Source organism: Thomasclavelia sp., from assembly GCF_017889095.1.
Classification (GTDB): domain Bacteria; phylum Bacillota_I; class Bacilli_A; order Erysipelotrichales; family Coprobacillaceae; genus Thomasclavelia.
Genome location: NZ_JAGHEW010000055.1, coordinates 1 through 9,990, shown reverse-complemented (window position 1 = coordinate 9,990; position 9,990 = coordinate 1). Strand labels below are relative to the sequence as shown.

Here is a 9,990-nt window from a genome sequence, read left to right as displayed (position 1 = left end):
TTTTATCACCAGCTAAAAAATAATTAGCATCCTGGTATTTATCAATATCAAGACCGGAGATATTTGAATATTTTAAAACTAACTGGTAGATTGTTTCAATTGCGTTTTTATCATCATCTAAAATTGCTACTTTCATTTTATCGTCCTTTATCCTTCATCTTTTTATTATAACTGATAAAAATAAATATGCTATTGTTTTTATAATGAAAAAACGAAGGTTTTTACCTTCGTTTATTGATTTACTACCTCATGGCAGCGATGACATAATTCGCCTTCCATTTCATCTTCTTCAAAATAGTTCCAGCAGCGTGGACATTGATGACCAACGAATTTTTCCGCTTTAATATAAGCACTGTCATATTCTTCTAAACTATTATCATCAACTAAAACAACTTTAGCGACAATGAATAATTGTTTTAAATCATCAGCTAATTTATCCATATCTTTATATTCATCTTTTAAAGAGATAGTAACTTTAGCTTCCATATTTGATTTAATTACTTTATCATTACGTAATTGTTCTAATGATTTTAAGACATCTTTACGTAATTCTAAGAAACGATCAAAATATTCTTTAATGCTTTCACTATTAGCAACATCAACTTTTACAATTGCTGGTTCTAAGAAGATTGAATCAGCTTTATTTTCATCACAATCGAAATGATCATGTAATTCTTCAGCAGTAAATACTAGTACTGGAGAAATTAATTTCATCATGATTTTAGCATGATAGTATAAAACTGTTTGCACTTGACGTCTTCTTAAACTGTCAGCTTTTTCGATATATAAGATATCTTTAGTGAAATCCATATAGAAAGAGCTTAATAAATTAGTAAAGTAATTTAAGATCAATTGATTAGCTTCGGCAAAATCATAGTTGGCATAAGCTTCATGATAACCATCAATTAAGTCATTTAATTTAGCTAACATATATTGATCAACTGCTGCCAATTTATCAACAGCAACTAAATCAGTTTCTTTAAAATCATTTAAGTTTCCTAAAACAAAACGCATTGTATTTCTGATTTTACGATAGTTTTCAGAAATTTGTTTCATGATTTCATCACTAATTCTAACATCTTGCTGGTATGCTACTGAAGTTGCCCAAAGTCTAACAATATCAGCACCATATTGATTAACTAATTTAATTGGATCAACGGTATTACCTAATGATTTAGACATTTTATTTCCTTTACCATCTAAAACAAAACCATGTGATAATACTGTTTTATAAGGAGCACAACCATGAGCCGCTGTTCCAACGATCAATGAAGAGTTGAACCAGCCACGATATTGGTCACTACCTTCAAAATATAGATCAACTGGATAACGATAACCACGTTCAATCATACATCCAGTATGACTTGATCCTGAGTCAAACCAAACATCCATGATATCTTTTTCTTTTTTGAAAATACCGTTAGGTGAATGTTCATTAGTATAACCTTCAGGTAATAGATCTTTTTCATCACGTTCAAACCAGACGTTAGAACCATATTTTCTAAATAAATCAGAAATGTGTTTAAATACTTCTTCTTCCATGATTGGTGTTCCATCTTCACAATAGATGATTGGAATTGGTACTCCCCAAGATCTTTGCCGAGAAATACACCAGTCACCACGTTCTTTGATCATATTGTAAATACGAATGTGACCCCATTCATTTAACCAGTTAACATTGTCAATTTCATTTAATAATTTATCTCTAATTTTATCTAATGAACAGAACCATTGGTCAGTTGCTCTAAAGATAATTGGTTTTTTAGTTCGCCAATCATGAGGATAACTATGCTTAATGAATTCTAGTTTTAATAACACACCTAGTTCATCAAGTTTTAAAGTAACTGTTTTATTGGCATCATCAACATATTGTCCTTCTAACCATTCACCACAGTCTTTCATCATGCATCCATGTTCATCAACATTACAATATGCTGGTAAACCATATTTTTGACCGATAAAGAAGTCGTCAGCCCCAAATCCAGGTGCAGTATGAACACATCCTGTACCAGCATCAGTAGTAACGTGATCACCTAAAATTACTAATGACTCCCGATCATATAATGGATGGCTGCAAGTAATCATTTCTAATTCACTACCTTTATAGCGATTGATTACTTCATACTCACTAATTTCAAATTTTTCCATCAATGAAGCCACTAGTTCATCTAAAACGATCAATTTACCTTTTGGTGTATCAACCAAAGCATAAGTAAAGTTTTCATTTAAACAGATTGCCAGGTTAGCAGGAATTGTCCAAGGTGTAGTTGTCCAGATAACAAATGAAGTATCGTTATCTAAGATACCTTTACCATCTTTAACCGCAAATTTTACATAAATAGCTGGGCTTTTGATATCATGGTATTCAATTTCGGCTTCAGCTAAAGCTGATTCACTTGATGGTGACCAGTAAACTGGTTTTAATCCTTTGAAAATTAATCCATCCATAGCCATTTTTGCAAAAACATCAATTTGATTAGCTTCAAAATCAGGTGTTAAAGTTAAATATGGATGTTTATAATCAGCAAAAGTCCCCATTCTGATTAACTGTTCTTTTTGTTTAGCTACTTGTTCATAAGCATATTCTTTGCATTTTTCTCTAAAATCAGCAGTTGACATTTCTTTACGGTTAACTCCTAATTTTTGAATTGCATTTTCAATTGGTAAACCATGAGTATCCCAACCAGGAATATATGGTGTATAGAATCCTTGCATATTTTTGTAACGACAAATAACGTCTTTGATAACTTTGTTTAACATATGTCCCATGTGCATATTACCATTAGCGTATGGCGGACCATCATGGAAAACAAATTCATCATGTCCCTTATTTTGTTCAATTACTTGTTCATACATATTTGCTTCTTGCCAGCGTTCAACATACTTAGGTTCTTTTTTAGGAAGATTCCCCCTCATTTCGAACTTAGTTTTTGGCATCAATAAAGTGTCCTTATAATTCATCATTCTTCCTCCAAAATTTTAAATAATAAAAAAAGTCCTTTAAAAAGGACGAATAAACCGCGGTACCACCTTAATTCATGTTTTTCAACATGCACTTGTAATCTTAACGCGATTAACGGCTACCTCTACTAATTTCAAGGCGCTACTCCAGAGTGATTCATTATAATAATAGTTGCTAATTCACACCAGCCATTAGCTCTCTTGAAACATCTTATTATAAACTGTCTCCTTCATCGTATTTTTCACTTTCTTCATCTTCGTTAATTAAATTAAAAACTTCCGAATTATCAATCGAGTCTAATATATCTTGTGACATCTTTTGCACCGAAGCTCTAAATCTAATTGCCTGATCTTTGAAATCACACATTTCATTTGATAAGTTACGAACATAATCTAATGATTCTTTTAAGATCATATTAGCGTTTCGTTTAGCTTTATCAATTAATTCACTAGCTTCTTTTAAAGCTAAACGTGCAATTTCTTCATTGGTCTTTTGAGTAATATTGACACGATGTTGCAACAATGAGTTTTGTTCTTTTATTTGTTCTAATTGTTCCGTTAAACTACTAATTTGATTTTGTAATTTAGTTATTTCATTTTGATATTGTTCAACTTGACGATCAACATCATCAATGCTATAACCACGAAACTGTTTTCTAAAATCACTCATCGTATCACTCCTTACTTATAAAAATATCCTTCAACAACATGGTTATTTTGTTTTGTAAGTCGATTTGTATCGACAAATTTAACTCTCCCATGACGTCTTAACGATATTATATCCCTATTATTACACAAATAATTTATTTCTTCAACTTCTTTATGATTAACTTTTACAAAACCAGCACGAATATAATCAGCTGCCTTGCTTCTAGCGATCCCATATAACGTACTAACGACCTTATCTAACCTTAATGAAGAAACAATAAATGTCTTTTTCATATATTGATGTTCAATCGTTAATTCTTGTTTGCTGGCTGTTATTTTAACTTTGCTCTTTTTTATTTTAGTCAAATTATCTAAAACATATACAAATATTTTTTGATCCATCGCTACATAAAAATCATCCTGGTATTCATAAATATCACCAAATAACTCACGTTTAACCCCTAAAGACATCAACGCCCCTAAAATATCACGATGACTCAATTTACCAAAACTTTTTGCATAAGTTATTTTAGCTAAAACAATTTCAAAATCATTTTCTTCAATTTGATAAAAATCGGGAGCAATGATCATCCGTTTCATTTCACAGTTATTTAAACCGCCATCTTCTTTTACAACTAACTCACTATTTTTACCAATGATCGAATATACAATTGATTGATGATATGGATTTAAAAATTTAGTTAAAATAAGCCTTTGTTTATATAAAGCTTGATCCTGGTATTCAAGGACTTTTTTTACAAAGACTTCTTCACCTTTAAAATGCTCTAACATAACAAAAAGTATTAGCCAAGCTAATACTTATTATTCATCCGCTTCTTCATCATCTAAATCAATTGTTCCCGAAACGCCGATGTTTTTAGGTGTACATAAGAAAATTCTAGGACCGATTCTTTGAATATCACCTTCAATGGCAAAGATAACCCCACTTAAAAAGTCAACCACACGTTTAGATTGTTCTTTTTGTAAGCGATGTAAATTTACCACTGCTGCTTTTCTTAACTTCAAATAATTGGCAATATCTTGAGTTTCTGCAAAAGCACGAGGTTCAAATAAAATCAATTGACTATCTTTATTCGCATTCAAAGCTTTGATGGCATCACTAGTTTTAGAAAACTTAGCCTGCTCAAACAAACTTGTTTTTGGTTCTGTATCAATTTCTACATCTTCATATCCATCAACTTCGTCACCGTCTTCGTCAAAAAACCATTTTTTTACTTTTTCTCCGTATCCCATGAAGTATAGACCTCCTTAACTTATTTCTAATCCATTATAACATATTATTTCATATCATAAAAGGATTATTAAATCAAGTTAAAAATAAAAATGTAAATTTTAGCCATCTAGAGTAACTAAAATGACATCACCACCGATACTTACCACACATTCAATCGGAATAACGATACAAGGTGCTTCCTTAAAAAAACATAATAATTTAAAAAAACTGTATTTTTCCACGACTATAGCTTGAATTGTCTTCGTACACCAGTCAATTTCAATATCACTAATAAAACCCACTTTACAGCCAGTCACTACATTGATTACATCCTTTGATTGCAGTTTAACAAATCTCATTAAATCACCATTAAAATATATGCATTATTTTAGGTAATTATGTAGATTGTTTAGTGCTTTTTTTTCAATTCTTGATACCTGAGCCTGGGAAATAAATAATTCTTTAGCTATTTCACTTTGCGACAGACCATCAAAATAACGTTGTTTGATAACTTGATGTTCTTTTGGTGTTAATTTATTAATCGCATCATATAAATCAATTTTTTGATTAGTGATCACTGCATCCATCTTATCATCTTTTAAAGAATCAATCATCTTTAAATTATTACCATCATCATTTTTGACTTCTTCTTGCAAAGAAGAAACACTGTTAGTTGAAAGCAATGCTTCAACTATTTCTTCCGGTTCTACTTTTAATTCTTTAGCTAATTCATTAACAGTAGGTTCGCGCTGAAATTTAGTTAAATATTTATCTTTGATTTTTAAAGCGCGATAAGCAAGATCTCTAATCGACCTTGAAATTTTAATCTGGTGATTATCACGTAAATAGCGTTTCATCTCACCTAAAATCAAAGGTACAGCATAAGTAGAAAATTGTAAACCATAACTAGTATTAAAATTTTCTATTGCTTTGATCAAACCCATGATTCCTACCTGGAATAAATCTTCACCACTGCTATCACGACCATAAAATCGTTTGGTCATTGATAATACTAATTTCATATTGTCATTTACTAATTGTTCTTTAATTGTTTCATCTTTAGTAGCTTGATATTTATCAATCAAGCAATAAATTTCTTTAGTTGAAAGTTTTCGTTCTGGTTCTTGATAACCATTTAAAATAATCTGAAAATTACTCATATTTGCCTTCTTTCAACTCTATTTTTAGCAAATATGACAAAATTATACTTATTTTATTTCATTGTAATTAAGTTTATTTCTTAATTTTTTAATAATTTTTTTCTCTAACCTTGATATATAAGATTGCGAAATCCCCATCATTTTAGCGACATCTTTTTGCGTCAGTTCATCACGATTCATCAATCCATAACGGAAGATCAAGATTTCTTTTTCTCGTTTTGATAAATCTTTAAAAGCTTCATAAAACATTACTTTTTGATCATTTTGCTCCAACTGGGTTTCAACAACATCACTATCAGTTCCAATAATATCTGATAGTAATAATTCATTACCATCATAGTCAATATTCAACGGTTCATCTAAAGATATTTCATGGCGTAATTTATTATTCTTGCGTAAAAACATTAAAATTTCATTTTCAATACAACGTGTTGCATACGTCGCTAATTTAATATTTTTATCAGCTTTAAACGTATTAATAGCTTTAACTAAACCAATTGTTCCAATACTAATTAAATCCTCAATACTGCCATTTTTTGATGAATCATACCTTTTAGCAACATAAACAACTAAGCGTAAATTATGCTCAATCAACAAATCCCGAGCTTTATCGTCACCGGCCATTAATCGCTGTAATGCTTCTTTTTCTTCACGACCTTTAAGTGGTGGCGGTAAAATATCATGACGACCAATATAGTAAAGATATTTGGTTTGATTAATTAATTTTAAAATAAATTTAATCATTATAACACTCCTCCCATAAGCGCTTTATTTAATAAACAATCATATTGAATATTACTAATTATTCCCGCATAAATATTATTTAATATCTGCTTATTTATTTGTAAAGAATCTAATTTAATCACATCAATTTGATCACTACGTAAATCATTTAAACCAATTACATCAATAATTTGATAATCTTCAATGACTCTTTCATTAATCAAAACTAACGGGAAACCTTGATAATAAACTTCATTGCCACTATCTAAAAAACCCGTTATTAAATACTTTTGATCATGATAAATAATTTGTAGATCATACAAAAACTCCCCAATTCTAACTTTTCTTTTCAAATAAACAATAAACATTACCTGCATCAAAACAGCTAAAATACTTACGATCATTAACCCTGCAACTCCGACATTGATCGGTGTAATTAAAATACCATTATAAATAAACGCCTGGTCGATCAAAGAGCTACAAAAATAAACTAATGAAAAATAAGCAAATATAAAAACTGGATAATATAAAAATACTTGTTTTTGATAAAGACAAGTTAAAATAACTGCCCAAATAATTAAAATCAAATAACCATGATAATCAACATACAACAATCCTATTACTAAACTCAAATAAAAACTTTGTTTTACTACTTCAAAATAACTTATTTCCTTACTAAGTAAAATTGCCATCATTTCAACTGCTAATAAGATAAACAAATAATTCACTAGATAAGTCAGTTCGATATATACCTCCATATTTTCACCCCTAACTATCATAACAAACCCCTAAGCAAAAATATGTCAAGAAAGGCAAGTAGTTTTGCATGTAAAAAAAGACTTCCAATTTTACTTGGAAGCTTTAATTGCTTTAATAACAGCATTTCTAAAATTGTTTTCTTCTAATGTTTCTACACCTTTAATCGTAATTCCACCTGGAGAACAAACCTGATCTTTTAAAATTCCGGGATGAAGACTATTTTCTAACTGCATTGTTCCAGAACCGATAATTGTCTGGCTCGCTAGTTTATAAGCAACATCACGAGGTAAACCTAAACTAACACCGGCATCCCCCATTGCTTCTATAAACATATAAACAAAGGCTGGTCCACAACCACTGATACTACTTCCCGCTGCCATCTGGTAACTAGGTAAAACAGCGATTTCACCGATACTTGAAAACATTTTCGAAACAAAATCAAATTCTTCTTCAGTTAATGAATTTTCTTGTTCCAATAAAGTCATTCCTTTTAAGACCAAAGCTGGAGTATTAGGCATAACACTTAAATGTCTCGTTGAATCCATCAATAATTCGTTATAGCGTTCATTATTATACCCATTGACAATTGATACGACCGCTTTTTTATCTAAACGTTCCCGCACTTTATCAATTACATCTTCAATTACATTCGGTTTAACTGCAAAAACTACGATATCACAGCTTTTAACCAATTCTTTTTCACTGGTACATAGTTGAATATCATATTCTTGATTCATTTTTATTAATTTATTTATATCAACATCATACCCATAGATATTTTTACCATCAATAAAACCGCTTTTTACAATTCCTCCAGCGATAGCACTGGCCATATTACCCATTCCTATAAATCCAATTGTTTTCATCATATTTCCTCATTTCTAAAAATATTTATAATCTCTTAGTTTTAATATTTGTTTATAGTATACCATAGTTTGAATACTAAAAAAAAGAAAAAGCGTTTCTTTCCATATTTTACTTATTTAAAAACACTATTTTTAATAGAGTACTATATTATTACTATTGATATGAATAAATCTAGTTAAATTAAAATAAGTAAGTTACAATAAGCTTGAAAGGACTAATGAAAATGAAAAAAATACCAATTGGAATCACTAATTATCGAAAATTAAAAGAAAATAATTACTATAATATTGATAAATCATTGATGATTGAAGAATTTCTATCAACTGGTGCTCAGGTAACATTAATAACCAGACCGAAAGGATTTGGAAAGACCTTAAATATGTAAGTGGTGGCAGAGTTTTTTGATATCACTAAAGATTCTAAAGAACTGTTTAAAGATACTAAGATCATGGAAACTGAATATAAATCATATTTAAATCAATATCCTACTGTATTTATTTCCTTTGCAGGTGCTAAAGGGGATAAATATAGTCTTGTTCAGTTAATCAAAGAACAATTACAAAATGAATATGATCGTTATAAACATATTTTTGTCAATTTGACAAAATTTGAACAAATCAATTATGAAAGAATCTTGAATCATTTGGCAAACAGTGAAGATGGCTGTGTTGATAATATAATTACTTCACTATCTTTTTTGATGAAAATACTGGAAAAATATTATGGTAAAAGGGTAATGGTTTTTATTGATGAATATGATACCCCGTTTATTGAAGCCCATGTAGGTAAGTTCTATGATGAAATAAGAAACGGTTTAGCCTCAATGCTTCATAATGCTTTAAAAACTTCTAACAGTTTAGAATATGCCTTGCTTTCAGGTATTCAAAGGGTAGCCAAGGAAAATATCTTCAGCGATTTAAATAATCCGCTTGTATGTACTGTTACTGAAGAATCATATAGTCAGTATTTTGGTTTCAATGAACATGAAGTAAAAGAACTGTTTAAAGATACTAAGATCATGAAAACTGAATACTGTTCATATTTAAATCAATATCCTACTGTATTTATTTCCTTTGCAAGTGCTAAAGGGGATAAATATAGTCTTGTTCAGCTAATCAAAGAACAATTACAAAATGAATATGATCGTTATAAACATATTTTTGTCAATTTGACAAAATTTGAACAAATCAATTATGAAAGAATCTTGAATCATTTGGTAAACAGTGAAGATGGGTGTGTTGATAATATAATTACTTCATTATCATTTTTGATGAAAATACTAGAAAAATACTATCATAAACGGGTAATGGTCTTTATTGATGAATATGATACCCCGTTTATCGAAGCACATGTAGGCAAGTTCTATGATGAAATAAGAAACGGTTTAGCCTCAATGCTTCATAATGCTTTAAAAACTTCTAACAGTTTAGAATATGCCTTGCTTACAGGTATTCAAAGGGTAGCCAAGAAAAATATCTTCAGCGATTTAAATAATCCGCTTGTATGTACTGTTACTGAAGAATCATATAGTCAGTATTTTGGCTTCAATAAAGATGAAGTAAAAGAACTGTTAAACTATTATGGATTGGAATTAAATGAGCAGGTCAAAGAAATGTATGACGGTTATCATATTGGCGA

Annotated in this window: 10 protein-coding genes, 1 pseudogene and 1 other annotated feature; of the genes and pseudogenes, 2 read left to right on the top strand and 9 right to left on the bottom strand. The window is 30.0% G+C overall.

Annotated features, from left to right (window positions below; genetic code table 11):
- Positions 1 to 231: 231 nt before the first annotated feature.
- The 9 genes from ileS to proC form a co-directional block, all read right to left on the bottom strand.
- A complete protein-coding gene (gene ileS, locus J7M77_RS02435; RefSeq protein ID WP_296875605.1) occupies positions 232 to 2,961 on the bottom strand; it encodes an isoleucine--tRNA ligase in 2,730 nt (909 codons plus the stop codon).
- 41 nt (positions 2,962 to 3,002) lie between these two features.
- Positions 3,003 to 3,204, bottom strand: a binding site (T-box leader).
- Positions 3,176 to 3,631 carry a DivIVA domain-containing protein gene (locus J7M77_RS02430; RefSeq protein ID WP_296875603.1) on the bottom strand — a complete coding sequence of 152 codons (456 nt, stop codon included), beginning with the start codon at positions 3,629 to 3,631 and terminating at the stop codon, positions 3,176 to 3,178. It overlaps the preceding feature by 29 nt.
- A gap of 11 nt (positions 3,632 to 3,642) precedes the next feature.
- Positions 3,643 to 4,401: a YlmH/Sll1252 family protein gene (locus J7M77_RS02425; RefSeq protein WP_296875600.1), complete on the bottom strand. Its 759-nt coding sequence runs from the start codon at positions 4,399 to 4,401 to the stop codon at positions 3,643 to 3,645.
- Between the two features lie 30 nt (positions 4,402 to 4,431).
- The gene (locus tag J7M77_RS02420; RefSeq protein WP_296875598.1) at positions 4,432 to 4,863 is read right to left on the bottom strand and encodes a cell division protein SepF; all 432 of its coding nucleotides are present in this window, start codon (positions 4,861 to 4,863) and stop codon (positions 4,432 to 4,434) included.
- 99 nt (positions 4,864 to 4,962) lie between these two features.
- A complete protein-coding gene (locus J7M77_RS02415) occupies positions 4,963 to 5,202 on the bottom strand; it encodes a YlmC/YmxH family sporulation protein (protein WP_296875596.1) in 240 nt (79 codons plus the stop codon).
- Positions 5,203 to 5,226: 24 nt separating this feature from the next.
- Positions 5,227 to 6,003 (bottom strand): SigB/SigF/SigG family RNA polymerase sigma factor, encoded by a 777-nt coding sequence (locus tag J7M77_RS02410; RefSeq protein WP_296875594.1) that lies wholly within the window; start codon positions 6,001 to 6,003, stop codon positions 5,227 to 5,229.
- 48 nt (positions 6,004 to 6,051) lie between these two features.
- Positions 6,052 to 6,747 (bottom strand): RNA polymerase sporulation sigma factor SigK, encoded by a 696-nt coding sequence (sigK, locus tag J7M77_RS02405; protein ID WP_296875592.1) that lies wholly within the window; start codon positions 6,745 to 6,747, stop codon positions 6,052 to 6,054.
- Positions 6,747 to 7,505 carry a hypothetical protein gene (locus J7M77_RS02400; protein ID WP_296875590.1) on the bottom strand — a complete coding sequence of 253 codons (759 nt, stop codon included), beginning with the start codon at positions 7,503 to 7,505 and terminating at the stop codon, positions 6,747 to 6,749. The genes sigK and J7M77_RS02400 overlap by 1 nt, the downstream gene beginning before the upstream one ends.
- Positions 7,506 to 7,574: 69 nt before the next feature.
- Positions 7,575 to 8,351, bottom strand: coding sequence for a pyrroline-5-carboxylate reductase (gene proC / locus J7M77_RS02395; RefSeq protein WP_296875588.1), 777 nt, complete (start codon positions 8,349 to 8,351; stop codon positions 7,575 to 7,577).
- 218 nt (positions 8,352 to 8,569) lie between these two features.
- Here proC and J7M77_RS02390 point away from each other — a divergent pair.
- Both J7M77_RS02390 and J7M77_RS02385 read left to right on the top strand, forming a co-directional pair.
- A pseudogene (locus tag J7M77_RS02390) lies at positions 8,570 to 9,304 on the top strand (AAA family ATPase); the annotation flags it as partial.
- Between the two features lie 66 nt (positions 9,305 to 9,370).
- Positions 9,371 to 9,990, top strand: a 620-nt coding sequence (locus J7M77_RS02385; protein WP_296875607.1) for an AAA family ATPase, incomplete at its 3' end; no start/stop codon positions are given.

Bases quoted from the DNA above. Each gene is read 5' to 3' on its own strand.
- ileS (WP_296875605.1), bottom strand. From the start codon at position 2,961: ATGAATTATAAGGACACTTTATTGATGCCAAAAACTAAGTTCGAAATG.
- J7M77_RS02430 (WP_296875603.1), bottom strand. From the start codon at position 3,631: ATGAGTGATTTTAGAAAACAGTTTCGTGGTTATAGCATTGATGATGTT.
- J7M77_RS02425 (WP_296875600.1), bottom strand. From the start codon at position 4,401: ATGTTAGAGCATTTTAAAGGTGAAGAAGTCTTTGTAAAAAAAGTCCTT.
- J7M77_RS02420 (WP_296875598.1), bottom strand. From the start codon at position 4,863: ATGGGATACGGAGAAAAAGTAAAAAAATGGTTTTTTGACGAAGACGGT.
- J7M77_RS02415 (WP_296875596.1), bottom strand. From the start codon at position 5,202: ATGAGATTTGTTAAACTGCAATCAAAGGATGTAATCAATGTAGTGACT.
- J7M77_RS02410 (WP_296875594.1), bottom strand. From the start codon at position 6,003: ATGAGTAATTTTCAGATTATTTTAAATGGTTATCAAGAACCAGAACGA.
- sigK (WP_296875592.1), bottom strand. From the start codon at position 6,747: ATGATTAAATTTATTTTAAAATTAATTAATCAAACCAAATATCTTTAC.
- J7M77_RS02400 (WP_296875590.1), bottom strand. From the start codon at position 7,505: ATGATAGTTAGGGGTGAAAATATGGAGGTATATATCGAACTGACTTAT.
- proC (WP_296875588.1), bottom strand. From the start codon at position 8,351: ATGAAAACAATTGGATTTATAGGAATGGGTAATATGGCCAGTGCTATC.